20 protein-coding genes and 1 pseudogene are annotated in these 25,858 nt (G+C 64.2%); 14 read left to right on the top strand and 7 right to left on the bottom strand.

Annotated features, from left to right (window positions below; genetic code table 11):
- Window positions 1-423 precede the first annotated feature (423 nt).
- Window positions 424-1,638: a Cdc6/Cdc18 family protein gene (locus tag NED97_RS20205; protein ID WP_252490883.1), complete on the bottom strand. Its 1,215-nt coding sequence runs from the start codon at window positions 1,636-1,638 to the stop codon at window positions 424-426.
- A gap of 1,076 nt (window positions 1,639-2,714) precedes the next feature.
- Here NED97_RS20205 and NED97_RS20200 point away from each other — a divergent pair.
- The gene (locus NED97_RS20200; RefSeq protein ID WP_252490882.1) at window positions 2,715-3,413 is read left to right on the top strand and encodes a PIG-L deacetylase family protein; all 699 of its coding nucleotides are present in this window, start codon (window positions 2,715-2,717) and stop codon (window positions 3,411-3,413) included.
- Between the two features lie 63 nt (window positions 3,414-3,476).
- On the opposite strand, the gene NED97_RS20195 is transcribed toward NED97_RS20200, so the two are convergent.
- Both NED97_RS20195 and NED97_RS20190 read right to left on the bottom strand, forming a co-directional pair.
- Window positions 3,477-4,238, bottom strand: coding sequence for an IclR family transcriptional regulator (locus tag NED97_RS20195; RefSeq protein ID WP_252490881.1), 762 nt, complete (start codon window positions 4,236-4,238; stop codon window positions 3,477-3,479).
- A 257-nt stretch (window positions 4,239-4,495) separates the two neighbouring features.
- Complete coding sequence (locus NED97_RS20190; RefSeq protein WP_252490880.1) at window positions 4,496-5,941, bottom strand: enolase-like domain-containing protein; 1,446 nt, start codon at window positions 5,939-5,941, stop codon at window positions 4,496-4,498.
- A gap of 125 nt (window positions 5,942-6,066) precedes the next feature.
- On the opposite strand from NED97_RS20190, the pseudogene ilvA reads away from it, so the two are divergent.
- The 6 genes and pseudogenes from ilvA (at window position 6,067) to NED97_RS20160 (ending at window position 11,755) form a co-directional block, all read left to right on the top strand.
- Window positions 6,067-7,285, top strand: a pseudogene (ilvA, locus tag NED97_RS20185) (threonine ammonia-lyase).
- A gap of 130 nt (window positions 7,286-7,415) precedes the next feature.
- Complete coding sequence (locus tag NED97_RS20180) at window positions 7,416-8,378, top strand: Gfo/Idh/MocA family protein (RefSeq protein ID WP_252490879.1); 963 nt, start codon at window positions 7,416-7,418, stop codon at window positions 8,376-8,378.
- On the top strand, window positions 8,375-9,388 hold the full coding sequence (locus tag NED97_RS20175; RefSeq protein ID WP_252490878.1) for a Gfo/Idh/MocA family protein: 1,014 nt from the start codon (window positions 8,375-8,377) through the stop codon (window positions 9,386-9,388). The genes NED97_RS20180 and NED97_RS20175 overlap by 4 nt, the downstream gene beginning before the upstream one ends.
- The gene (locus NED97_RS20170) at window positions 9,385-10,398 is read left to right on the top strand and encodes a Gfo/Idh/MocA family protein (RefSeq protein WP_252490877.1); all 1,014 of its coding nucleotides are present in this window, start codon (window positions 9,385-9,387) and stop codon (window positions 10,396-10,398) included. The genes NED97_RS20175 and NED97_RS20170 overlap by 4 nt, the downstream gene beginning before the upstream one ends.
- A 49-nt stretch (window positions 10,399-10,447) precedes the next feature.
- Window positions 10,448-10,927 (top strand): S-layer protein, encoded by a 480-nt coding sequence (locus tag NED97_RS20165; protein ID WP_252490876.1) that lies wholly within the window; start codon window positions 10,448-10,450, stop codon window positions 10,925-10,927.
- Between the two features lie 93 nt (window positions 10,928-11,020).
- Window positions 11,021-11,755 (top strand): fumarylacetoacetate hydrolase family protein, encoded by a 735-nt coding sequence (locus tag NED97_RS20160; protein ID WP_252490875.1) that lies wholly within the window; start codon window positions 11,021-11,023, stop codon window positions 11,753-11,755.
- 406 nt (window positions 11,756-12,161) lie between these two features.
- Here the strand turns inward: NED97_RS20160 and NED97_RS20155 are convergent, their stop codons facing one another.
- Together NED97_RS20155 and NED97_RS20150 are read right to left on the bottom strand one after the other, a co-directional pair.
- Window positions 12,162-13,268, bottom strand: coding sequence for a Gfo/Idh/MocA family protein (locus tag NED97_RS20155; protein WP_252490874.1), 1,107 nt, complete (start codon window positions 13,266-13,268; stop codon window positions 12,162-12,164).
- A 2-nt stretch (window positions 13,269-13,270) separates the two neighbouring features.
- Window positions 13,271-14,251: an LLM class flavin-dependent oxidoreductase gene (locus NED97_RS20150; RefSeq protein ID WP_252490873.1), complete on the bottom strand. Its 981-nt coding sequence runs from the start codon at window positions 14,249-14,251 to the stop codon at window positions 13,271-13,273.
- A gap of 323 nt (window positions 14,252-14,574) precedes the next feature.
- On the opposite strand from NED97_RS20150, the gene NED97_RS20145 reads away from it, so the two are divergent.
- A complete protein-coding gene (locus tag NED97_RS20145) occupies window positions 14,575-15,825 on the top strand; it encodes an Nramp family divalent metal transporter (RefSeq protein WP_252490872.1) in 1,251 nt (416 codons plus the stop codon).
- Between the two features lie 82 nt (window positions 15,826-15,907).
- On the opposite strand, the gene NED97_RS20140 is transcribed toward NED97_RS20145, so the two are convergent.
- Complete coding sequence (locus NED97_RS20140; RefSeq protein ID WP_252490871.1) at window positions 15,908-16,282, bottom strand: RidA family protein; 375 nt, start codon at window positions 16,280-16,282, stop codon at window positions 15,908-15,910.
- 136 nt (window positions 16,283-16,418) lie between these two features.
- Between NED97_RS20140 and NED97_RS20135 the strand changes: the two genes are divergently transcribed.
- From NED97_RS20135 to NED97_RS20120, 4 genes are all read left to right on the top strand, one after another.
- A complete protein-coding gene (locus NED97_RS20135; RefSeq protein WP_252490870.1) occupies window positions 16,419-17,438 on the top strand; it encodes a zinc-dependent alcohol dehydrogenase in 1,020 nt (339 codons plus the stop codon).
- Window positions 17,439-17,528: 90 nt separating this feature from the next.
- A complete protein-coding gene (locus NED97_RS20130) occupies window positions 17,529-18,758 on the top strand; it encodes a DegT/DnrJ/EryC1/StrS family aminotransferase (protein ID WP_252490869.1) in 1,230 nt (409 codons plus the stop codon).
- A complete protein-coding gene (locus tag NED97_RS20125) occupies window positions 18,755-20,062 on the top strand; it encodes a hypothetical protein (protein WP_252490868.1) in 1,308 nt (435 codons plus the stop codon). Before NED97_RS20130 ends, NED97_RS20125 begins: the two co-directional genes overlap by 4 nt.
- Window positions 20,063-20,116: 54 nt before the next feature.
- Window positions 20,117-20,980 carry a sugar phosphate isomerase/epimerase family protein gene (locus NED97_RS20120; RefSeq protein WP_252490867.1) on the top strand — a complete coding sequence of 288 codons (864 nt, stop codon included), beginning with the start codon at window positions 20,117-20,119 and terminating at the stop codon, window positions 20,978-20,980.
- Window positions 20,981-20,998: 18 nt separating this feature from the next.
- Here NED97_RS20120 and NED97_RS20115 read toward each other — a convergent pair whose 3' ends face one another.
- Window positions 20,999-22,477: a sulfatase family protein gene (locus tag NED97_RS20115; RefSeq protein WP_252490866.1), complete on the bottom strand. Its 1,479-nt coding sequence runs from the start codon at window positions 22,475-22,477 to the stop codon at window positions 20,999-21,001.
- 155 nt (window positions 22,478-22,632) lie between these two features.
- On the opposite strand from NED97_RS20115, the gene NED97_RS20110 reads away from it, so the two are divergent.
- Entirely contained in the window at window positions 22,633-23,781 is a 1,149-nt protein-coding gene (locus NED97_RS20110) for a GNAT family N-acetyltransferase (RefSeq protein WP_252490865.1), read from the top strand.
- Between the two features lie 149 nt (window positions 23,782-23,930).
- Complete coding sequence (gene ggt / locus NED97_RS20105; protein ID WP_252490864.1) at window positions 23,931-25,814, top strand: gamma-glutamyltransferase; 1,884 nt, start codon at window positions 23,931-23,933, stop codon at window positions 25,812-25,814.
- Window positions 25,815-25,858 lie beyond the last annotated feature (44 nt).

Genomic DNA, 25,858 nt, shown 5'->3' with positions numbered 1-25,858 from the left:
CCGAGTTTCCGGTGAATATGAGTCTCATGCCAACGTTTATTGTTAATGGATAACAAGATTCAGAGATCCCGTTTCACCGGAAACCCGGTGTCTCCAGTTCTTCTGATTACTGTCATCCACACCGGGTTTCCGGTGAACAGCAGGATTGCAACCGCCGTCTGAAGCCGGCACAATAGGCCGACAAGCTTTCCGAACCGGATCAAACCAGGGACAAACGGATGGAGAGACGATCGGAGAGCGAGAATGAAAATTTCCGACTAACAGTTCCCGTCGTCATGGCTGCCCTTCCCCGATAGCGAACACACCGGGTTTCCGGTGAAATAAGAGTCTGTTGCGAGCACACTGGGTTTCCGGTGAAAGGGAAAGCGGTATTACAAAACACACTACGTTTCCGGTGAATTCGAGACGCCGCAGGGATAGAAATTACTCGACCGTATCTTCGAGCACGTCTTTGACAACTTCAGGGTTCTCGAGGAGCGTGTGTTCGGTATAGCTCCCTTCGGCACTCCCGCCACTGTGGCGTGTCTGTTCGAGAATGTCGAGAAAGGCGTGTTCCTTTAGCAGATCCCGAACGCGGCGGAGTGAGAGTGCATCGGTTCCTTCCTGCCGACAGATCTGTTCGTAGACGTCGTAGATTCGGGTCGTTCGGAACCCGTGGTGCTCTACGGAACCACCGTCGCGCTGGTGATCGAGAGAGAGCACGGTCAACGCCTGCAGGACGTACCGGGAGTGGGGCGTCGAACCGCGGATAAGTTCACGGAATCGGTCGACCTCCGCACGTTCGCGGGCCTGGACGACAAACTTCTCCCGGACGATGTCAACGTCCTTCGCTTGCGCGATCTCGCCGGCATACCGGAGAATATCGATCGCTTTACGGGCATCACCGTGCTCGCGAGCGGCAAGCGCTGCCGCCCGCGGAATGACTGCGTCCTCGAGAACGCCGTCCCGAAACGCGTCACTCCGTGCGACCATAATTTCGTTGAGTTGGCTCGCATTGTACGGCGGAAAGACGAACTCCCGTTCGCACAGACTGGACTTGACCCGTTCGTCCATCCGGTCTTTGTACTTGATCTTGTTACTGATCCCCATAACCCCGATCTTGCAATCCGTTACTTTCCCCGCCTCGCCAGCACGAGAGAGTTGCATCAGGATCGCGTCGTCCTCGAGTTTGTCGATCTCGTCGAGGATGATCAGTGCAACATCATACTCCTGGTTGAGCAGCCGCCAGAGTCGTTTGTAGTAGGTCGCCGTACTAATACCCTTGTCGGGAATGTAGATATCCGTCGAATCGATATTGACGGAGCTCGCGATCGTCTGGACGGCCTGCGTTTCGGTGGTATCCTGAGCGCAGTCGACGTAGGCGAAGACGGCTGTGATCCCTTCTTCTTCGGCAGTCTCGACGAGTCGTCTGGAAACGTACTTCGCGCAGAGAGATTTTCCAGTCCCGGTTTTTCCGTAAATGAGCACGTTGCTCGGACTCTGTCCGAAGATTGCGGGATTGACTGCGTTAGCAAGTTGGCTAATCTCTTCGTCTCGACCAACAATCCGCCCCTCGTCCGGGAGATGGCTGATCTCGAGAAGCTCCTTGTTGATGAAAATCGGATCCTCTCGAATAAAGAGATCGTCGGATGTGGGCATTTACTCAGGCACCGTGTTTCCGGTGAATTGACTTGAGAGTTTCGGCGGCACACACACACACACCGGATTTCCGGTGAAATAGGATGTGAGGGCGATTGTGCTGCAGGAGAAACGGGGGTTCGAAAGCGGGGAGGTGCCTGTCAATGATCGTGTTAGTGCAGTGCGCGCCCGACACAAACGAGTTCTAAAATAGAGAGACGAGAGATCTCGGGTGCGAATCACCTGGAAACACGAAAGTACTAACGTGACATTTCGTCACTCTCTAATATATGTGATTAACTCAATGGACTTTACTCTCTGGAGGGTAATAAAACTACCTATATATTTATGGGAACCGTCTATGGAGCTACTACCTATAGATCTTGGAGCTCTATGGACTCGGCCCCTATCTGTAGTGATGTCTGCTTCTGGATTCTTACTGTGATTCTTTCTATGGGTATGGGTAGGAAGCGGATAGAAAGAACGATCTTTCACCGGAAATCCGGTGTGAGTTTGATAGTGTTCGTTTCCTACGGGGCTCGTGAGATGGTGACTTGTTCTCCCGGCGGTCGGTCGTCTCGAGATCGATCGAGAACACCAGATGAACATCGACGAACCCCTCGTCCGCCCTCTACTCGTTCCGTTTCACCGGAAACCCGGTGTGTGTGTCTCATCTCAAAATTCCTTCCCCTCGAAATCAATTTGAAATCGAGTCTCTCCGGGCGAGCTCACAGTAACTCTGAAAACATCGATTTCTCACGCCTTGAACGCTTCTCGAGTCGAGAGGTCTTCGTATTGACCAATATCTGACCATTGATTGTGGTGGTTACCGATCGGGTGTGTAACACGGATCGGAGATCATTCCTCATCACATATGGTGTAATGACACTTTAGTCGATATTCAAGGATAGTAGACGGGATAACGTTCGTGTCACTGATAAAATTACGAACGTACTACCGTAATTCTTCCCACAATCGATCTTTCGACTGTTACACTGTGGTATTCGTTACCCGTTCTCGTTTTATATTATTAAATCCTTCTCTCAGGCACTACGGTCGCCGAAAGTATTTTATTAACGTAGTGATTCGCCTTCCTCATGTCCATCGTAGCGATAGTTGCACATCCGGACGACGCCGACATCTTTTGTGGTGGAACGCTCGCCAAGCACGCCGATCGTGGTGACGACGTCACGATCGTTCACATGACTCGTGGCGAACTCGGGACGGCGAACGGTGCCGAAGCGGAAATCGCTGCTGTCCGAGAGGAGGAAGCACGCCGATCGGCCGAAGAGCTCGGCGCCGCAGTCGAGTTCCTCGACTTTCGCGACGGGCGAGTCGCGTACTCGATGGAGAATCGGCTGGAACTGGTCGAGACGATTCGCAGACACGCTCCCGAACTGATTCTAACTCACTATCGGGATGACATGCACCCGGACCACCGCGCTACGTCGAGGTTGGTGACGGACGCGTACTACATGACGTCGTTGCCGCTCGTCGAAACGTCCTCGTCGCCGTGTGATCCGTCGAACGTCTACTACTTCGGCAAGCCGACATCGTCGTTCGAACCGGAGACGTTCGTGGACGTGTCCGAGCAGATCAAACGGAAACTGCGGGCTGTCGCGAAACACGAGTCGCAGGTAGCGTGGCTGGACAACCACGGCGGAATCGACGGCGAATTCGACGACCTTCTCGAGAACGTGCGCGCCAGGGCACGATCACTCGGCCAACGATCCGGAACCCCGTTCGCGGAAGGATTTACGCCGCTCCATACGACGTCGGTGGCGTATCTCGAGTGAGCGATCGAGCCACGGCGAGACGAGCCGTGGCAAAATAGACTACAGAGAGCTCCGATGAATCGACTACAGCGAGGTGATGTTCACCTCGATGATATTGACCGCTCGGCGGATCAGTTCCGGTAACTCTTCCGTGAGTCGTTCGTCCTCCATCCGACTCACCGGACCGATGAGCGAAACGGCTCCGTAGAGCGTCCCGTCCTGATCTCGAATCGGCGCGCCGATGCCGACGAGTCCCTGAATCGTCTCCTCGTGGTTGTACGCGATACCGCGCTCGCGAATTTCGGCCAGTTCCTCCCGGAGTTCGTCCGGATCCGTGATCGTGTTCGGCGTGATCTGCTCGAGGTCGGTTTGTTGAATGATCTCTTCCCGACGCTCCTCGGGCATAAACGCGAGGAGCGCTTTCCCGACGGCGGTGTGATACAGTCCGTTTCGGTAGCCCACGTACAGCTCCGTCTGGACGGCGTCTTCGCCTTCGGCCTTGTAGAGACAGACACCTTCTCCGTGTTCTTCGACGGTGAACAGCGACATCTCGCCCGATTCGGCTGCGAGGGTATCGACCTCCGCTCGCGTAATATCGTAGATGTCGACGCGGTTTTTCGCGTGGTGGGCGAGATCGATAAATCGGAGTCCGAGCGCGTATCGCTGCCCGTTTTTGACGACGTACCCGTTCTGTTCGAGCGTCGCCAGGTGGCAGTGAATCGTTCCCTTCGAGAGGCCCAGTTCGTCGGCGATATCGGTCACTCGAGCCTCCCGCTGGTCTCTGAGCACGCCGACGATCTCGAGCGTCCGTTGGACCGCTTGTATGGGATTTTTTGCTGCGTTCATTCGTTATCCAGGTATGATAAGACACACCAGATTAAGCGTTTGGGTATACCAAACAGCCAACCAGTCAGCATCTCGTCACCTCGATAGCGATCCGTCTCGCTCGGACAAACGAAGTTCGGTATCTGTCGCTCGTCGGAACCTCGTCTCCGCCTCTTCCTGTAATTTAATCTCTGTCTCTGGTCAGAAAGGCGGTCATCCACGCGAGCGCTCGCAACGAAGGCGCTGTTTTCTCCTCTAAAACAGTACCGTCTCGCGAGTCAGGGGTCCGACGGCGTGAATTCCCACTCGGATCGCGGCGCGAACTGCTCGAGGTCGAGATCGACGGCGTAGCCGAACGGTGCGTCGACGACCGTCTCGAGCGAAATCCAGCCGTCGTCGACGTCGAGCGTGGGGAATCCCCGCTGGTGCTGGCGGTACAGGTCGCCGTGAGTCGCGAGGAGTTCGTCCTGGAGCTCGTCGGGGAGCATCGCCACGCCACGGAAGTAGTGGTGGCCGTTCCGTTCGACGTGTCGGTTCCCCATCGTCGCCATCACGGCGAGGTCCTGCAACAGCGAAACCGGACCGACGGTCGAGAGATCCTCGCCGCTAATGACGTACTCGCCGCCCGGATCCTCGCGCCGGCGGTGTTCGATCAGACACGCGTTCGCGATGCCCTTGAACGCGCCCTTGCAGTTCTTGTGGCTCGTTCCGACGTAACCACACTCGAGCGCCCGCGCGAGACTCCGGAGTTCGCCGTCCGACTCGTCGATGATCATCGGCGGGCGAGCGTCCCACTCTGTAAACGTCTCCCGAGTGGCGTCGGTGAGGGCGTCGCCGCGGGCGAGCGGCTGTTCGACGTAGCGTAACCGATCGAGCAGCGCATCGGTCGCCGACGAGTCCGTCAACCGATTCCAGTCCGCTCTGAACGATTCGGCGTCACCGTACTGTTCGTTCGCGTCGAGCGTCACGGCGTACTCGTCCGTTATCTCCTCGAGTTCGTCGGCCAGTCGCGCCAACCGGTTCGCGTCGCGCTCGACGTCGCCGCTGAGTTTGATCTTGAGGAAGGAGACGCCCTGCTCCGCGACGTACTCGTCGAGCGTCTGGGGCAGTCCGTCGTCGAGCCGGCTCTCGGCGTCGAGGTCGGCCTCGGTCACGGGATCGGTGAAGCCGACGGTATGCCGAATCGCCGTCGTGCGCCGGGGTTCGGCCGGCAGGTAGTCCGCGGGTTCGGTACCCGATAACTCCGGATAGATCTCGCCGAGATCGATTCCGAAGGCGTTCCGGCGGACCGCCCGATCGAACGTCGTCCCTCTGGCTCGACAGAACGCGTCGATCACCGCGCGCTCGACGAGGCTCACGCCGAACGACCAGAGCAGCGGCGGATGTTCCGTCCCGGCGGCCCACTCGCGCTGTCGTTCGTAGAGCGTCTGCCAGAAGTCGAACACCGTGTCGGCGTCGATCTCCTCGGCGCGCGCGGTCGCCTCGTCGATGACCTCGAGCATCCGGTCGAGACCGTCCGCGAACGTGACGCCCGGCTCCTTGAGGAACCACAGCGGCGAGAGCCCTTCGGCCGCGACACCCTCCTGTCCCGCCAGCTCCCCGCCACACTCGACACGGATGAACAGGTGTGGGAGCTCGGTGAGGGTCGTATTCCCGAAGTGAAACGGCATTCGCAACTCCATGTCTAGGACGTACTGATCGACGGATCGGACGCTGATTGTCATACACGCGCACACTCTTCGACCGCTCTTAATTTCTGCGGAAATTGTAATAACCTTGATTGGAACGATGAGAGTCCGAGCGACACACCATACATTAATACTCTCTGGCGGACGTGTACTGCGAACGGATGCCGCGGATCACAGGGAGCGATATCGACGAAGCCGCCCGCCAGTTCGACGATCCGGATATCGTGCAGCAAACCCGGTCGAGTACAGCCGGACGCTCAGCGAGATGACCGGCGGACAGATTCATCTCAAGATGGAACACCTGCAACGCACCGGTTCGTTCAAAACGCGGGGTGCGTATCGAAAACTGCTCGCACTCTCCGAACGCGACGACATCAACGAGTTCGTCGCCGCGAGTGCGGGGAATCACGCGCAAGGGGTTGCTCTGGCCGCGATGAAAACGGGAATTCCGGCGACGATCGTCATGCCGACGACCGCGCCGCAGTCGAAGATCGAGGCGACCGATGGATTCGGCGCGAACGTCGTGCTCGAGGGATTAGACTTCGGTGCGGCGGTCGACCACGCGCGAACGCTCGCGGATCGCGATGGAACTGCGTTCATCCACGCGTTCGACGATCCCGATATTATCGCCGGGCAGGGGACCGTCGCGCTCGAGATCGTCGAAGACGTTTCCGACGTCGATACGATCGTCGTCCCGATCGGCGGCGGTGGACTCGTCGGCGGCATCGGTGCCGCCCTCGCGGAGCACGCGCCGGGGATCCGAATCGTCGGCGTACAGGCGGAATCCGCCGCAACGGTTCCGGAGAGTCTGGACAAGGGCGAACCGCTCGTCCTCGACGAACCGAACACGATCGCCGACGGGATCGCGACCGGGGCAACGTCGTCGCTCACGCTCGAGCTCATCGAAGCGCACGTCGACGAGGTCGTCACCGTTTCGGACGCGGAAATCGCCAGCGGCGTCGTGATCCTTCTCGAGCGCGCGAAGCAGCTCGTCGAGGGTGCCGGCGCGGCGCCGGTCGCCGGGCTACTGAGCGATCGTCTCGACGTGACGGGCGAAACCGTAGTTCCGGTCCTGTCGGGTGGAAACCTGGATATGTCGATGTTACAGACGCTGTTGACCCACGAGCTCACCTCACGAAGCCAGCTCATTCGTCTACGCGTTCGCATCGACGACGAACCCGGAAGATGGCCCACCTCTCGACCTGTATCGGCGAGCGCGGAGCGAACATCAGGACCGTCCACCACTACCGAGCGGACGATTCGTTGTCCGTCGGCGAAGCCGATCTCGTCTTTCTCGTCGAGACGAGCGGCGCCAGTCACGCGAGCGGTATCATCGAGACGATCGAAGACGAGGGATACGAGGTCGAACGCGTGAACTGAGCGGAACTCGTCCGCTCCGTAAGCGCGCTCCGTGTTCCCCTCGTCGATCGCGGACCGAAGCTGTACGGTTCGCTCGAGAGCCACCGTGGACCAAACGATTATCCGTCCCGTGGTAGTCATTTACAGCAACATGCGTGTCGGAATCGCGGGCGCGGGCTTCACGGCGCGGACGCACATCGAGGCGTACAGAGAGACGGACGTCGAGATCGCGGCACTCTCGTCTCCGAGCGGTCCCGACGAGACGATCGCGGAGTTCGATCTCGACGCCGAGGCGTACACCGACGTCGACGCGATGTGTGACCGCGCGGACCTCGACTTCGTCGACGTCTGCACGCCGACGCACACGCACCTTCCGATCGTCCGAACCGCAGTCGACTCGGGACTCGACGTCTTTCTCGAGAAACCGATCGCGGAATCGCTCGACAGCGCTCGCGAACTGGCCGCGGTCGTCGACGACGCTGACGTAACCTGCATGGTCGGCCACGTCGTTCGATTCGTGCCGGCGTACCGACGGGCGAGCGAACTGGATATCGGTTCGCCCGGCGTTGCGCGAGCGCGTCGGCTCTCCCCGTTCCCGGACTGGGGTTCGAACGAGTGGTTCGCCGATCCGGAGAAGAGCGGCGGCATCTTCGTCGACCTGGCGATTCACGATCTCGATTACCTCCGCTGGTGCTGGGGACCGGTCGACCGCGTCTTCGCCAGAACCAGCGGTAAGTCGACTTCCGCACACGGCTTCGCCACGCTCCGCTTCGAGAACGGGGCGGTGGGATACGTGGAAGCCTCGTGGGCACAACCCTCGGAAAGACCGCTGACGTACGAACTCGAACTCGCGGGTGACGACGGACTCGTCGAGTTCTCGAGCGCAACCGACGAGCCGTACGTTCGCTGGAACGAGGAGGGATCGACGGTCGAACGGCCGCTCTCGGAGGACGGATACCGCCGCGAACTCGAGCACTTCGTCTCGTCTCTCGAGTCCGATTCGAAGCCGGCGGTCGGTCCCGAGGACGCGGTCGAATCGCTGCGCCTCGCGCTCGCCGCGCGGCGCTCGGCCGAACGTGGGGAACCGGTCTCGCCGGCGGAGGTGGGTCGATGACTACCCTTGGAACCGTCTCCGTCGGAATCCTGTCGGCGGCACACGTTCACGCGGACGAGTACGCGCGATTGCTCTGCGATCGCGAGGGCGCCGAACTCGTCGGCATCGCGGACGAAGATCCGAATCGGGGTCGCGAAACCGCCGATCGCCACGGTGTCGAGTACGTTCCCGAGGGCGACGCCGACGCGCTACTCGAGCGGATCGACGGCGCGCTGGTCTGCTCGACGAACGCTCGCCACGCCGAGTGGATCGACCGGGCGGCCGACGTGGGCGTCGACGTCCTGTGCGAGAAACCGCTCGCGCCGTCCGCGGAGACGGCTCGGGAGATCGTCGACCGCTGGGAGGGTTCCGATATCGGACTCGGCGTGGCGATGCCGCTCCGATTCAGCGAACCCGCACGGCGAGCGAAGGAGGCTCTCGAGTCGGACGAAATCGGGGAGCTCCGATCGATCTCCGGCACGAACCGTGGACGGATGCCCGGCGGCTGGTTCGTCGATCCCGACGAATCCGGCGGCGGCGCGGTGATGGATCACACCGTCCACATCGTCGATCTGGTGTCACACCTCACCGGCGAGCGGGTCGACGAGGTGTACGCGGAGACCGGAACCCGGTTTCACGATATCGACGTCGAAGACGTCAACGTACTCTCGATGCGGCTGACGGACGGAACGACGTTCCTGCTCGACGGTTCCTGGAGCAAGCCGGACGCGTGGCACACGTGGGGAGACGCAACGCTCGAGTTCGTCGGGCGCGAGGGAACGATCGCCGTCGACTGCTTCGACCAGTCGCTCGTCCACACGAAGGCCTCGGGCGAGGACGAGGGGGTCCGCTCGGTCTTCTGCGGAACCGACCCGAACGCGGGGCTGCTCCGGGACTTCGTTACCAGCGTCGCCGACGGATACGACCCCGCCGTCACGCCGGTGGATGCGCTCGAGGCGGTCGCCGTCGTCGAAGCGGCGTACGAATCCGCGACGACCGACCGGCCGGTCGAGGTGAGCCGTTCGTCATGAGCGGGACGGCCCCCCGCGTCGCGATCGTCGGACTCGGAACGATCGGCCGCATTCACGCGAACCGGATTCATCGACTGGACGCGACGCTCGTCGCCGGCACGGACGTGAGCGCGGACGCGCGCGAGTCGTTCGCGGCGGAGTACGGCGTTTCGACGTACGCGGACCACGAGACGATGCTCGAGAGTACCGACACTGACGCGGTGTTCGTCTGCGTTCCGAACCGCGTTCACGAACGGGTCGCGACCGACGCCCTCGACAGCGGACGCGCGGTCCTCCTCGAAAAGCCGCTGGCCCACTCCCTCGAGAGCGCCGAGCGGATCGCAGCCGCGGCCGACGACGCCGACGCGTTCTGCGCGGTGGGGTTCACGATGCGATTCTCGAACCTCACGCGGCGGGTCGTGACGCTGCGGGAGGAGGGCCGACTCGGCTCGATCAGCCACGTCGACGTGAACTACCTTCGACGGGACGCGCTGCCCGGCGAGGGGCGAAGCTGGTTCACGGATCCGGACCTGGCCGGCGGCGGCGTCGCGATGGATCTCGGCGTCCACGTCGTCGATCTGGCGCTGTACCTGCTCGAGTACCCGACCGTCCTCGAGGTGACCGGCGTCACCCGAAGCGAGTTCGGGAAGTACGACGTGGAGGATTCGGCCCTCGCGCTGTTGCGGTGTGCCGACGACCGGTCGATTTCCGTTCAAACGTCCTGGCGAGCGACGCGGCCGCCGTCGCAGCAGTGCGTCGTTCGGGGGACCGACGCGGGCGTCGAGTTCGACGTCACGGAACCGGACGTCGACCTCTTCGACGCCCGGACGGACGGCGCCGACGAGACGCTGGCCGTCGACGTCGCTGACATGCACCTGGCGGAGGATCGCGCGTTCCTCGAGGCCCTGGACGGAGAGCGAAAGGGCTTCTCGAGGACGGTCGAGGACGCGTTGACCGTCCAGCGGGTACTCCGCGCGATTTACGACTCGAGCAATCGCGACGAGGCCGTTCGGCTAGACGAGTACCGCTGACCGAACGGTCCGGGTAAACGTTATATAATATACCGAGTACGTATCCGGTGTGAGAACGAATCGTCTCACCCGAAGACAGGTTAGTGTAACGATTGCAACCGGCCTAGGAATCGCGCTCGCGGGCTGTGCGGGGGACGACGGCGACGACGCGGACGAGAACGGCGACGATGACGACGAGGAGAAAGAACTGAACGACCAGGAACTGGAGGGCGAAGACGAGGGTCCCGGATCGCTGACGATCCGCCTGGAAAACGAAGACGGAGAGCCGATCTCGGAGGGCGTCGAGGTCACCGTCGACCTCGAGGACGATCCCCTCTCGTACACGTACAGCCAGGAGATCGAGGGCGGCGAAGTGACCGTCTCCCTCGAGGACGAAGGCGACTACACGGTGGTCGCCGAGAGCACGGACGACGAGTTCGAACCCGTCGAAGAGGAGGTCTCCGTCGGAGACGACGACGAGGAAATCACGCTGACCCTCGAGGGCGCGACGGACGACGGCGACGAGGACGACGGCGAGAACGGCGAGTAGCTCTGACCGGGACGTGCCCGGTTCAACCGACTCCGCCGACCCGTTACGACGACCGAAAGAACGTTAATCCGGTAGGTCCATGATCGCACACAGATGCGCACCGTCCGATTTAGCGATCCGTCCGGCCTCGCCCGGACCGGGACGTGGACCCACAGCGGTATCGAAACCGGCAACCGAAGCTACGACCCTGACGAGGTTACCCTCCTGCCGCCCAGCGATCCGACGAAGATCGTCTGCCAGGCCGGCGGGTACGTGGATCACCGCGAGGAGTCCGGCTTCGACGACCTGCCGGACCGACCCGAACTGTTTCTGAAGACCCCGAACTGCGTCGCCGGCCACGGCGACGCGATCGAACTGCCGCCCGGACGAGACGAAGTCGAGTTCGAGGCGGAGTTCGGCATCGTCATCGACGAGCAGTGCCGCGAGGTCAGCGAGGACGAGGCGATGGACGTCGTTCGCGGGTTCACCTGCGTCAACGACGTCTCGAATCGCGACGACCAGGCCGAGGAGCGCAACTGGGTCCGCGGGAAGGCGTTCGACGCCTCGCTCCCGATGGGACCGGTGCTCGCGACGCCCGACGAGGTTCCCGACGACGCGCGCCTCGAGCTCCGGCTCAACGGCGAGACGAAACAGGAGACGACGCGCGACATGATGATCTTCTCCGTCTCGGAACTCGTCGCCGAAGTGACGGAACTCATCACGCTCGAGCCGGGCGACGTCATCGCGAGCGGCACCCCGTTCGGACCCGGCCCGCTCGAGCCCGGCGACGTCGTCGAGGTCGAGTTCGAGGGCGTCGGAACGCTCGAGAACCACGTCGTCGAACGCTGAGAACGAATCTCACCAATAGTTGGTAATCGATTTCTTTAGTCTGGTTCTGAATCTGAGTCGGTCGAATCGTTACGTAGAGAAGCGGATGGAACGTCCGGCGTCGAATCTGCAGTTCCGGCCAACCGCCGTCGGGTGGGACTGAAAGAGGCCAGGGATTTCGCGGTAATTCTCCAGGATCAGGTCCTCCTCGCACGAACACAGGATCACCACGCCCTCCCCAGCCGACTCACTCGCTGCGCTCGTTCGCCCCTCACACAGCGTCGTCGACCGCCCTCGCTCGCGCTCGGGCAGTCGACAGCGCGCGCCACCGCAAGAAAATGGGTTGGTCCGAAGTGAGACGCAGTTCGCCTGCACGTAACGCGAGTTTCACACGGAATTCTGAATAGCGAAACCGTGCTATCTACTGTTACGTTTCGACCGCAACCCACCGATCCGTCTCGGCCGACTCGTACGCGGCGTCGAGGATCCGGAGTACGGTCAGGGCGTCCTCGAGCGTGACGGGCGGGTCCGTCCCCGTCTCGCGGGCGTCGAAGAACCCCTCGACGAACTCCCGGCCCCACGCGCCGCCGTAGCCGGCCCCCTCCTCGTACTCGTGGGTGATCGTCCGGTGGGGCGTGGCGCCCCAGTCGTCGTCCGTCGACTCCAGTTCGAGCGACGTCTCCCCCTCGAAGCCGAAGGTCCGTCCCATCGGATCCCAGCTGCTCCGGCCGCCGCTGCCGTAGAGGTTCAGCCGGGTGTCGTAGACGCCGTCGCGCAGGTAATACCCGCAGTGAAACGTCCCGAGTGCGCCGGCTTCGGTCTCCAGCTGGAGCGTCGCCCCGTCTTCGACGTCGACGCCGTCGAACTCGGCGGCCGTGCTGGCGTTCACCCGGCTGATCGGGGAGTCGACGAGCCACGCGAGGAGCTGAATCCAGTGGATGCCGAGCCACTGGAGGATGCCGCCGCGGCTCGCGTCCGCGTCGAAGATGAAGTGGTCGGCGTCGCGATGCTCGAGCTGCGAGGCGACGAACCGCGCCTCGAATCCGCGGAGGTCGCCGAAGAAGCCGCGGTCGAGATGTGACTTCAGCTGTTCGGCGATCGGATGGCCCTGCCACGGGTAGGAGACGCAGACGGTCGCGTCGGTGCGCGCCGCGAGGTCGATCAGCGACTCGAGCTCCGCGGCGGTGCGGGCCGCCGGCTTCTCCGTGTAGACGTCGACGCCGTGCTCGAGCGCCCGTTCGATGGCCGTCGGGGTGTCCCGGTTCGAGAGCGTCACGAACACCGCGTCGAGCGCGGCGTCCGCGAGCATCGTCTCCAGATCGCCGTACACCGGGACGTCTCCGAGGCTCGCGACCGATTCGACGTCGAACGCGTCGTTCGGTTCGCACGCGCAGGCCACCGTCGCCGGAAGCGTCTCGAGCGTCCGCAAGTACGGCTCGGCGTGGTGGTGATCGAGGCCGACGTAGCCGACGGTCGGCGCGTTCGTTTCGTCGCCGGTACTGACGTCCGTCGTTGGGGTATCGGATTTGGCCATGGTCACTCGAACGCGGGGATGACTTCCTCGCCGAAGCGCTCGAGCGTCTCGAGCGTCGTTTCCTGGGGCTGTCCGGGGAACTGACAGCGGACGTACACCTGATCGACGCCGAGTTCCTCGTACTCGCGAAGCTGTTCGACGCAGTCGGCGGGGGAGCCGATGACGAACTTCTCCTCGAGTTCCTCGTAGTCGACCTCGACTTCGTGTTCGTCCATGTAGGTCTGTCCCCAGCGGGCGTACATCCGGTAGAGCTCCAGGAGGTAGGGCTCGATGGTCTCTCGCGCCTCTTCGACCGAATCGGCGACGAAGCAATCCCGCATGAGGATGACCTCGTTGTCGTCGCGATCCATGTCGAACTCCTCGAGTGACGATTCGTAGACACCGATCTGCTCCTCGAGGTCGGCCGTCGTCGAGGACGCGCTCGCGATCCAGGCGTCACCGCGGTAGGCCGCTCGTTTGATCGCGATGTCCGCGTGGCCGCCGATCCAGACCGGCATCGACTCTTTCGGACGGGGACTGACGAACACGTCGTCGAACGACCACTGCGTTCCGTCGTGACTGACGCTCTCTTCGGTCCACAGCCGCTTGAGCACGTGCAGCGATTCGATCATCGCCTTCGATCGCTCCTCCATCTCGATACCGAACGGCTCGATCTCGCGCTCGCGATAGCCGACCGCTGCGCCGAAGTGCATGCGGCCGCCCGAGAGTCGGTCGATCGTCGCGACGTACTCGGCGAGGTGCAGCGGGTTGTACAGCATCGGCAGCATCGCCATCGTCGAGAGGTCGAGCGTCTCGGTTCGCGCGGCGAGCGCGGAGAGCCCCGCGATCGGTTCGACGACGCCTTCCTCGTGGACGTGTCGTTCCCCGAGCGAGACGCCGTCGAAGCCGACGCCCTCGATCAGTTCGGCTTGCTCGTACAGATCGGTAACCTCGAAGTCCCCGTCCGGCGTGTAGTACTGGTTCAGAAAGACGCCGAACTTCATGTTCGGCGCACCCCGTCTTCGGTCACGTCGGTCGCAGTGAGACGACGCCTCTCGTCGGTACTGGGGGTAGACATTGGCATCTCTACGCGTACAAAGCTAGCAGGCATTCGTTCGTCTTCGTTGACGGACTAGTTCCTAATGTAACTTGTGATGGGTGTGACCACCACCCACTCGGCGGCGAGAGCGACCGGATCCATGCTCTGCGCGCGTATTTACGGTCATACTTTGCAGTGGCTGTCGCGGCGGCCGTCGAGGGATCCTGTACCGGATTCGGACTGTATCGCCGATGGTTATTTATGGTGTGTGATAACGTAGTACCGTATATGTTCAGACGAATTTCGGGGGTCGTGTCGGGCGGTGCGGTGTGGAACCAAATTCGGACGATCGGCCCGGCGCTCGTTCTCGCGGCGGTCGTCGTCGGTCCGGGAAGCATCGCGCTCAGCACGATCGCGGGCAGCCTGTACGGCTATCAGTTGCTCTGGGTCCCGATCGTCGCGACGGTCTTCATGATCGCCTACACCTGGATGGCCGCGCGAATCGGACTGGTCACCGGCAAGACGATCCTGCAGGTTACCCGGGAGCGATACGGATCGACGGTCGCGACCGCCGGCGGATCGTTCGGGTTCCTCGCGATTCTGGCCTTTCAGGCCGGAAACAACGCCGGAATCGGATTCGCTACCAGCGCGCTCGTCGGGTACGACGTTCGCCTGTGGGCCGCCGTCTTTTCGCTCGCGGCGATCGGCTTCCTCTGGTTGCCCGACCTGTACGACAAGGTCGAACTGCTGGTGAAAGCGGTCGTCGGCGTGATGCTGCTCGCGTTCGTCGGGACGCTCGCGACCGTCGGCTTCGACGTCCATGCGAGTACCACCGGAATCGTTCCCAGCGTTCCGGACCTCGACGCCGCACTCCTCGCGCTCGGGATGGCCGCGACGACCTTTTCGATCGCCGCGGCGACGTATCAGAGCTACCTGGTGCGCGAGAAGGAGTGGGGCGTCGACCAGCTGTCGGAGAAAGGCATGGACAGCATCCTCGGCATCGCCGTGCTGGGGCTCATCGTTACGGTCATCCTCCTGACCAGTGCGAGCGTCATCTACGGCGCGGGAGAGCCGGTCTTCTCGGCGACGGGGATGGCCGCACAGCTCGAGCCCGTCGCCGGCTCGGGCGCGTTCTACCTGTTCACGCTCGGCTTTTTCTTCGCGAGCCTCTCCTCGCTCGTCGTCAACGCGCTCATCGGCGCGACGTTACTGGTCGACGGCCTCGGCCGCGATCCCTCGATGGACGGCCGCCCGGTCAAAATATGGTCGACGGTCGCCGTGCTGTTCGGACTCGTCGTGGTCCTGATCTTCGAGGGCGATCCGGTCGAACTGCTTCGCATCGCGCAGGCGGCCGCCGTCGTCGCGTTCCCGATCCTCGGCTTCCTCATCCTCGCGCTCGCCAGCAGCGACGACGTCATGGGGTCGCACTCGAACGGTCGCCTCGTCACCGCCCTCGGCGTGGTCGGCTACCTCGCGATCGTCGGGATCGTCGGCAACTACCTGTACGAGGTCGTCACCGAACTCGTGCAGTATCTCTGATCCCGCCGGCGGCTCGTCGGTTCGCCATCTCACACTTCGTTCGTCGAAAAAACGACCGCTCGCGAGACGACGCGCCGTCTCCTCACAGCGCCGCGACGACCTCGATCTCGACGCCGATGTCGATCGGCAGGTCGGAGACCTCGACGGCGCAGCGCGCCGGGTACGGCTCCGACACGTACTCGGCGTAGGACTCGTTTACGGCGTCGTAATCGTCCATATCGGTGACGTAGACGTTCGCCTTGACGACGTTCTCGAGCGACGTGCCTGCTTCCTCGAGGATCGCGCCGATGTTCTCGAGCGTCCGTGCGGTCTGCTCCTCGATGCTCTCGACGTCGACCTCGCCCGTGTCGGGATTCACCGGCCCCTGTCCGGAGACGTAGACGGTGTCGTCGTGAACGACCGCTTGCGAAAACGGTCCGATACTATCGGGTGCGTCTGCCGAGTTGATCGCGTCCATACACGCTGGTGATTTCGCGACGAGGTGATAAAGGCTCCCCTCGACGCGGATCGTTCACTCGAGGCTAGATTTAAGTGACCGGCATCCCGGACCCTCTACAGAGGACTGGCGGCGATCACAGTCCGGTCGAGATAGCATGAAGGCACTAGTCACGAACGGTGACGGCGAGATATGGGACGAAGAGCAGCCGCGGCCGGAACCCAGCGCCGACGAGGCGCTGGTTCGCGTTCGCACCGTCGGCATCTGCGGCAGCGACCTCGGGTTGATTCACGGCGAAGGGCCACCCTGGACGCGGTATCCGTTGACTCCCGGCCACGAGGTGTGTGCCGAAGTCGTCGAACTCGGATCCGACGTCGAGTCGCTCTCGGTCGGCGATCGAGTGGCCCTCCACGGATTCGTCTACTGCGGCACCTGCACCCCGTGTCGCGAGGGTCGGTACTACCAGTGCGACGACCTCGAGGAGATCGGCTTCACCGTCGCCGGCGGCTACCGGAAGTACGCCGCGTTTCCGGCGTACACCCTGACGCCGATCCCGGACGACGTCTCCGACGTCGAGGCCTGTCAGATCGACTCGGCGGCCTGTACGTTACACGGCCTCCAGCGCGTCGAGACGTCGTTCTCCGACGCCGCGGCCGTTCTCGGCCCCGGCTCGCTCGGGTTGTTCGGCGTGCAACTGCTCGAGGCTCAGGGCGTCGACGACGTCGTGCTGACGGGGACGAGAGACGAACGACTCGCCGTCGGCGAATCGCTGGGCGCGGACCTGACCGTCAACGTGCGGGAGGAGGATCCCGTCGACGCGCTTCGCTCGTACACCGACGGCGACGGCGTCGATCTCTGCGTCGAAACCGCCGGCGCCGGCGACGTCGTCGAGACCTGTCTGCAGGCGACGCGGAAGCGCGGATCGATCGTCCTCACCGGCGTCTTCGGGGAACGCAAGGAGATCGACCCGAACCAGATCGTCGCGAAGGAGCTCGAGGTCGTCGGCGGCGTCACGGCCTCGCACGCGACGGAAGACGTCGTCTCGCTGTTTCGCCGCGGCGAACTCACGACCGAGGGGATCGTCACCCACGAGTTCCCGCTCGAGGAGTACGAAACGGCGATCGAGACCGTCACCGAGCGGCGGGACGGTGTTATCAAGGCCGTTCTTCGCCCGTAATCGAGCGCGAACGCGTCGGAACCGAGATCCGCTCGTCGACCGGTTATTCGGACGAAGACTTATGCACGATCCGACACCAACGACGTTGGTATGAGTGAACTTGCCATTAACGGCGGGTCCAGGGCTGCCGAAGCGCTGTCGGTTCCCGAGTGGCCGCGGGTCACGGACGAGTGCCGAGAGAACGTGCTCGAGGCCCTCGAGAGTCGAAACTGGTGTCGCGGATCGTGGATCGACCGCCTCGAGGACGAGTTTGCGGCGTATCACGACGCCGAGCACGCGATCGCCGTGAGCAACGGCACGGTCGCGATCGAACTGGCTCTGCGGGCGGTCGGCGTCGAACCCGGGGACGAGGTGCTCGTTCCGTCGTACTCCTTCATCGCCAGCGCGAGCGCCGTCCCGACCGTCGGCGCAGTGCCGCGGTTCGTCGATACCGACCCGGAGACGTTCAATATCGATCCCGAATCGGTTCGCGAGCGGGCCACGGACGACACCGTCGGGATCGTCGGCGTTCACTTCGCCGGCTACCCGATGGACCTCGACGAACTGCTCCCGATCTGCGCGGAACACGACCTCTTCCTGATCGAGGACGCGGCCCACGCGCAGGGCAGCGAGTGGAGGGACGAGAAGGTCGGCACCTTCGGCGAGTTCGGGACGTTCTCGTTCCAGGAGTCGAAGTCGCTGCCCGCGGGCGAGGGCGGCATCGTCGTGACGGACGACGACGTGCTGGCGGAGCGGGCCCGGACCATGCAGAACATCGGCCGCGCACACGGCGAAACCGGCTACCGTCACTACACGCTGTCGTCGAATTCCCGACTGTCGGACCTCCAGGCCGCCCTCGCGGTCTCGCAACTCGAGAAACTGCCGGCGGAGAACGAGGTTCGCGAGCGAAACGAGGCGCGACTGATCGAGGAACTCGGGACGATCGACGGGATCCGCACGAAGCCGCGGGACGATCGCATCACCGCCCGCGGCTACTGCCTCGAGAACGTTCGCTACGATCCGGCGGCGTTCGATGGACTCGGCAGGGACCGGTTCATCGAGGCGATGCGGGCGGAAGGCGTCCCCGTCTACGACGGCTACGAGGTCCCGATCTACAAACAGCCCGCGTTTTTCCGGGACCAGGTCCGGCGGCTCGTTCCGCCGGGAACCGACGTCCCCGACTACCGGAATCTGCACCTTTCCGGCGCGGAACGGCTCTGTCGGGAGAACGTCGCCTACTCCCATCCGGTACTGCTGGCCGACGAAGCGGGTATCGCGACGATCCCGGAGGCGATCCGGAAGATCAAAACGCACGCCGACGAGCTGCGGGACCTGAGATGACGACGGACGCTCCGTCTCCCGGATGGCGCGCCGGAACCGCGACGACCGTCATCACGCCCGAGGAATCGCTGTGGCTCGCCGGCTTCGCCTCCCGGGAGGCGCCCGCCGACGGCGTCGAAACGGAGCTCCACGCGAAAGCGCTAGCGGTGAGCGACGCGAGTGGCGAGACGCTCGTCCTCGTCTGCGTCGAGGTGATCTCGATCCCGCCGGCGCTTCGCGAGAACCTTGAGCGGCGGTGCGCGGACCGATTCGGTCTCGGCCCGGAGTCGGTGGCGTTCACCGCCACGCACACCCACTGCGGGCCGCTCCTGCAGGAGTTTCGCGGGCGGATCTACGACGTCGACGACGACCTGATCGAGCGCTCGCTGGCGTACCGGGACCGCCTCGAGGACGACCTGATCGAACTCGTCGGCGACGCGCTCGCGGACCGCCGGCCCGCGACGCTCGCGTACTGCCGTGCTCGGTGCGGGTTCGCGATGAACCGGCGGCGTCCGACGCCCGACGGGATCGTCCACGGCCCCAATCCGGACGGGCCGGTCGATCACGACGTTCCGGTGCTCGCGGTCGAGTCGGCGGGCACCCTTCGAGCGATCGTCTTCGGCTACGCCTGTCACGCCACCACGAGGAAGGTCGACAGCTACTGCGGCGACTGGCCGGGCTACGCCATGGCGGCCGTCGAGGACCGATACCCCGACGCGACCGCGCTGTTTCTCACCGGCTGTGCCGGCGACCAGAACCCGTACCCGCGTCGGAGACCCGAGCTTCCGGAACAGCACGGGCAGTCGCTGGCGAACGCGGTGGAGGCCGCACTCGAGGCGCCCAGACGAGAGCTTCGCGGCCCGCTGGGACTCGCACACGAGGAGATTCCGCTCGCCTTCGAGGGCTACGACCGCGACGACCTCGAGTCGTTACGGGGGTCCGACGATCCGTACGAGCGTCGGCACGCGACGCTGCTGCTCGAGCGTCTCGACGCCGCGGGCGAACTGCCGACGACGTCCCCGTACCCGCTGCGAGCGGTCGGCTTCGGCGACGACCTGACGCTCCTCGCGCTCGCGGGAGAGGTCGTCGTCGACTACGCAATTCGGCTCGAGGCGGAGCTGTCGGGTCCCGTCTGGATCGCCGGCTACACGAGCGGCAGTTTCACCTACGTCCCCTCGAGACGGATGCTCGCCGAGGGCGGGTACGAGGGCGGCGGCGTCACCCGGTTTCGCCGGTATCCCGGCCGGCTCGAATCGTCGGTCGAGGACCGCGTGTTCGACGCCGCTCGAGCGCTCGCCGAACGCGTTCGCGGATCCGGCGAGTAAGCGAGGGAGAATGGACACCAGTGTTTAAGGTTCAGTAGCGGCACCGTAGTTGCAATGGCGATACGGACAGCCCTGTTTAGCAAAGTGCTACGCGACCGCTCGCTCGAGGAGGCGGCCGAACTCGCGGCGTCGATCGGATACGACGGATTCGAGCCGATGTGCCGGGAGCCCCACCTCGACGTGGACCGCTCGCTCGAGGAGGTAACCGCGTTTCGCGACCGCCTCGACGACCTCGGCCTGGCAGTGCCGTGTCTGGCGACGTACACCGGTCACTACGTCGGCAAGTCCCAGCCGGAGTGCGAGGCGGAACTCGAGGAGTTCGAAACGTTCCTCGAGTTCGCCGAGGCGCTCGACTGCGACCTCGTCCGGCACGGTCCCGGCGGCCCGCCGGTTCGAGAGGCGACCGACGACGACTACGAACGCGCCGCGGCGTGGCTCGCTCGCGCGGCCGATCGCGCCGCGGAGTACGACGTGACGATCGGCATCGAAATTCACGCCCACACGATCATCGAAACCGTGGATTCGACGAAACGACTACTCGAGGAGATCGACCGCGAGAACGTCGGCGCCATCCACGACGCCGGAAACATGTACATCACGCTCGACGACTTCGGCCCGAAGTCGATCCAGAAGCTGGGTGACGACCTCGCGCACGTCCACGTCAAGGACGAACAGCGAATCGACGATCCGGGTCGGCCGGGCGCGTTCGAACTCGAGACCGACGACGGGCTCGAGACGTTCCAGCCGCGGCTGCTCGGCGAGGGCGCAGTCGATCACGGGCCGCTGTTCGACGCGCTCGCCGAGGCGGGATACGACGGCTACGTCACCGACGAGTGTCACGTCCCGCGGGACGACCGCGACGACGAACGCGAGGTCGCCGAACACGAATTCGCGGAGCTGAACCGCCTGCTCGGCTGATCGCTCTTCCCGTCCGACTTACTCGAGTTGCTCCCTGAGTTCCGCCGCGCGTTCCTCGCGACCCGTTTCTTTCAGATGGTCGACGTAGCCGTCTAGCCGGTCCCACGTGTAGTAGGGTCCCTTCTCGCTGAGCACCTGCCACATCGGGTCGGCGACGCCGTTCGGGGCGTCCGGGTTGCCCCCGCGCTCGCCGCGGGCCGCCTCGAGCAGGCGGTCGTCGTGCCAGCGCTGAAGTCTGGCCAACCCGTCGTCGACGACGTTCGGTCTGTCCGACGAGAGATCGGTCGTCTCGTGGGGATCGCTCGCGAGGTCGAACAGCATGACGTCCTCGAGGCCGCTCCGGTAGGCGTCGTGGTAGGTCCGGAGCAACAGCCAGTCGTCCCAGCGAACGCCCCGCTGGCACGTCCACGCGCCCTGGCTGACGACCAGTTCGTCGCGTCCGCCGTCGGCGCCGTCGGTGATCGCGTCGGCGAACGACCGGCCGTCCCACCCCTCGGGCGCGTCGCCGCCGATCAGGTCGACGAGCGTCGGCGCGAGATCGAGCTGGTAGCGGAGTCCGTCGTCGGTTCCCGGCTGCACGTCGGGTCCGCGAACGACGAGGGGGACCCGACACGTCTTGTCGTCGGCCAGCTGGTGGTCGCCGTAGACGTTGAGTTCTCCGAGGTTCTCGCCGTGATCGCCGCTGATCACGACGAGCGTCTCGTCGAAGACGCCCTCACCGCGGAGGAGATCGAACAGCTCGCCGATGTAGCGGTCCATGTAGTGAACGCCGACGTCGTAGCCGTCGACCATCTCCCTGAACTCCTCCCGCGAGGAAATCTCCGGCGGCATTCGCGGCGAGTCCCACGTTCCGCCCCACCCCTTGAGATCTTGCGCACTGTGCGGACCCGACTCCTGGTAGTGTCGCTCGATCAGGTCCTCGGTCAACCACTCGGGTGCGGGCTCGTCGGCGAACGGATTCCCGTACCCCTCCGGCGTGCGATAGGGCGTGTGTGGATCCCAGAAGTTGACGTGACAGTACCAGTCGTCCTCCGTCGCGTGCTCCTCGAGCCAGTCGCGGGCGTATGGATACACCTCGTCGGCGCGCTCGCTCCCGTTGCCGCCGGTATCGTACAGCTCCCGGAACCCCTCGACGACCTGCCAGCCGTCGTGACGGGCCGGAAACGGGCTGATCATCGCCGCGTGGATCCCCTCGTCTCCCAGGGCCGACGCCAGCGTCCTGAATCGGTCCGGGTAGTTCGCGCGTCGCCGCGAGCCGTGTCGGCGGACGTCCGCGTTGCGGCCGCCGTGGTTGATCACGCCGGTGTGGATCCCGAACCGGCCCGTGTAGAACGCCGTTCGCGAGGGTAGACAGGGCGCGTCTGACGCGTACACGTTGGTGAACGTTCGGCCGGCCGACGCGAGTTCGTCGATGTTCGGTGACGTCTCGCGGTGGTAGCCGTAACAGCCGAGGTGGTCCGGCCGCAACGAGTCGCAGTCGATGTACAGTATCCGCATGCACCGTTAGCTGTCGGTACGGACAAAATAAGTTTCGCCGAGAACGTTCCGGAACGCTTCTTTTCTCGGCGGGGCCGAGTCCCGCGTTTACCCGCGCTGCCGATCACGCGGCTGACAAAGCTTTTGTGAGATGACCCCCTCTGGCTTGGTATCGCATGACGGACACCGACAGTCCGCGGCTCGCAACCGAGGACGACTTCCCCCGGATGATGGCACTGCTCGATCGTTACTTCGCCTACGAGCGCGGCGGGATGGCCGCCCGACTCCCGTTTTGCTACGATCCGGAACGCAGCGACCGCCACGCGATCATCGAGCGGGACGGGCGGATCGTCAGCCACGTCGCCGCCGTTCCGCAGACGCTCGTCGTCGGCGAGGATACCGTCGAGTGCTGGGGCATCGGGGGCGTCGCGACCGACAGACGGTACCGCGGAAACGGCTACATGAGCCAGTTGCTCGAGTTCTGGTTCGACCGGATGGACGACGCCGGCGTCCCGCTGTCGGAACTCAGCGGCAATCGGCAGCGGTACAATCACTTCGGGTACGAGAACGCCGGCGCCGAACTCCGGTATACGATCACCGACCGATCGTTCGCGAGAACGCCCGAACCGTCGGCCGAGTCCGTCGCGTGCTACGACGGTGCGGACGAGCACCTCGACGCGCTTCGGGAGATTCACGGGGCCGAACCGTACCGCGTACACCGCGACCGAGAACGGAGTCGGATCGTGTTCGGCCAGCGGGGGCTCGAGACGCTCCTGTACGAGGGCGCCGACGGCCCGGCGTACCTCAGCCTCACGCGGGAGAGTCGAAGCCGCACGATCGAGGAGTTCGGCGGCTCCGAACGCGGCGTCGAGACGCTGCTCGAGCACGTGCTCGCGATGTACGACCTGAACGAACTCGCGGCCTGTGTCCACCCGCGCCACCCGCTCGACGACGTGTTCCACCGCCACAGCCGGTTCTGGACGCAGCGCCCTCACCGAAAGCTCAATATCCGCGATCTCCCCGCCCTCCTCGAGGCGTTCGAGGACCAACTCGAGACGCGCTGGCTGGAACGCGGCCGGTCCGAGCGCGGCGACCTCACGCTGGGTCTCGAGGGAGACGACGCGTCCGTTCGGCTCTCGTACGGTCCGGACGGCGTCACGGTCGAGCGCTCCGCCGCCGACCCGGACCTCTCGCTCGACCGCCTTTCGATGACGACCCTGCTGTTCGGCTTTCAGGATCGGCTGCGCGAGGTCCGTCACCGCGATCCGCTCCTCGCGGCGACGCTCCCGCTCCAGTTCTACGTCTGGCCGACGGAACACGTCTAGCCCGGATCGGACCGTCAGTAGCTCGGCTTCGGTCCGGGCGACGTCGGTCGTCCCGCGGTCCGCGTTCGGCCGCGAACGGACGCGGTCCGCCACAGAAAGTATCAATCACCGACACTCTTAATTACAATAAAATATATTGAAAGTATCGTATGAAGGACGATCAGAGAGAATCTCGAGAGGGAGAGACGCCGTCGGACGAATCCGTTGCACCGCTGCGCCGGGAGTTCATGAAGGGGGCGGCCGCTACGGTCGCGCTCTCGGGGGCGACCACGGGTCCGGCGAGCGCCGCCGAAGACGGCGACGGCGGCTGGGAGACCACGGCGATTCGCGATCAAGATGGTATCGTCTCATCGTCCCACCCCATCGCGTCGGAGATCGGCGCGGAGGTCCTCGAAACGGGCGGAAACGCCTTCGACGCGGCAGCAGCGGTTCAGTTGGCGCTCGGCGTGGTCGATCCGTACGGCTCCGGGCTCGGCGGGAGCGGAATGATGGTGGGCTACTCCGACGACGACGAGCGAGCCTACACGCTGAACTGTCAGGTCCGCGCGCCGATCGACGCTTCGCCCGACGTTCGATACGACGAGGGCGGGACCCTCAAGCCGGCTGCCGAACGGTTCTACGGCGGAATATCTGTCGGGACGCCCGGCGTGCTTCGCGGTCTCGACGTCATGGTGAAAAACTGGGGAACGAGGTCGATCAGCGAACTCGTCGATCGGCCCGCGGAACTGGCCGAATCGGGGTTCGAGGTCGACGCTCGAGTAGCCAGGATCGCGGGCGCCGCCGCGTGGCGGATGAACGACGCCGCCCGCGAGGTGTGGGCGCCTGGAGGCGATCCGGTCGAGGCGGGCGATCTCGTCGTCCAGGAGGACCTCGCGAAGACGCTCCGCCTGATCGAGGCCGACGGTATTCGCCCGTTCTATCGCGGCGAGATCGCCGAAGCGATCGCCGAGACGGTACAGGACGCGGGCGGCGTGATGCGGGTCGAGGATCTGAAGACGTACCGGCCGACGATCGACCGACCGACGCAGATCCGGTACGAGAACCCCCACCCGACGATCGCGAACGGCGACCCGATCGACGTGATTTCGTCACCGCCACCGGTCGAAGGGGGCGTGATCGCTCCGGGCGCCATCAAGATCGCCGACGGGCTGGACCTGTCGGACGTCGACTCGCTATCGGCCGAGCGATTCCACCTCACGTGGCAGGCTCGAGCCGCAATGGAGGACCCCAAATCGCGGACGATCGGGGACGCCGAGTTCGTCGACGCGCCGGTAGAGGGGATGCTCGACGACGAATTCCTCGCGAAACGGCGCGAGCTGATCGATCGGGGCGCGCGGAATCCGGATCTCCTCGGCGCACCGAGCGATCCGTGGGCTCACCAGGCCGGCGAGCCGTGGACGACGGACCCGCCGGTCGGCGTCGACGAGGGCGACGTCCCGGGCGGACACGAACCGCCGGAGAGCGAGAACACGACCCACTTCACCGTCGCCGACGGTGCCGGAAACGTCGTCTCCTTCACCGGGACGCTCTCGTCCGCCTTCGGTACCGGAGCGGTCGTTCCGGGATACGGGTTCTTCCTCAACAACTCGGTGAGCCAGCTCCGCGATAGCGGACCGAATGCGATCGGGCCACTGCGCCGATACAACACGACCGCAGCGCCGAGTATGGTTCTCAGGGGCGGAAAACCGCTGTTCACCTGCGGTTCGCCCGGCGGGATCGTCATCTCGCAGGTGGTGACCGACGTGATCCTCAACGTCCTCGAGTACGGCATGACGCTGGAAGAAGCGGTCGAGCACCCGCGGATGTACGTCTTCACCGGGGAGTGGGAGTCGGGCGTCCCGGACGAAACGATCGACGGCCTGGAAGCCCTCGGCTACGACGTGCCGGACGCTCCCGTCACCGACGTCGGCGACGCGCAGATGGTCGCCGTCGACCGAGAGCGCGGCGAACTCGTCGGCGTCGTCGATCCCCGGCGCGGCGGTGCAGTCGTCGGCGCCGGCGACGACACGATCGAGCGCAAGCCGCGGCGATAGTTCGCGGCGAAGCGCGACGCGACTCGCACATCCGAGGTCGTTGC

The sequence above is a fragment of the Natronococcus sp. CG52 genome (assembly GCF_023913515.1).
Taxonomy (GTDB): domain Archaea; phylum Halobacteriota; class Halobacteria; order Halobacteriales; family Natrialbaceae; genus Natronococcus; species Natronococcus zhouii.
This window is presented reverse-complemented; position numbering and strand designations above follow the sequence as displayed.